The 214-nt window shown below is 43.5% G+C and carries 1 protein-coding gene; it reads right to left on the bottom strand.

Translation table 11 applies throughout. The features are described from left to right. On the bottom strand, positions 1–214 hold a 214-nt coding region (locus LI114_RS14095), incomplete at both ends, for a nicotinate-nicotinamide nucleotide adenylyltransferase (protein ID WP_413770916.1).

Here is a 214-nt window from a genome sequence, read left to right as displayed (position 1 = left end):
AAAGCTTCAATCTTGTACCATTTTGGAAGATATTCCACCATGTCACTTCCAATGATAAAATAAAAATCAGTATCCGGATAAGCTTGGGTGAGGTGCTTCATCGTGTCATAGGTATAAGATTTCCCACCGCGTGCAACTTCTCCCAGCTCCAGTGATAATCGAGGACTATCTGCAATCGCCAGCTCTAGCATTTTCACACGATGCTCAGCTGAGA

This window comes from Ruminococcus sp. 210702-SL.1.03, assembly GCF_020559915.1.
GTDB lineage: Bacteria > Bacillota > Clostridia > Oscillospirales > Ruminococcaceae > YE71.
This window is presented reverse-complemented; position numbering and strand designations above follow the sequence as displayed.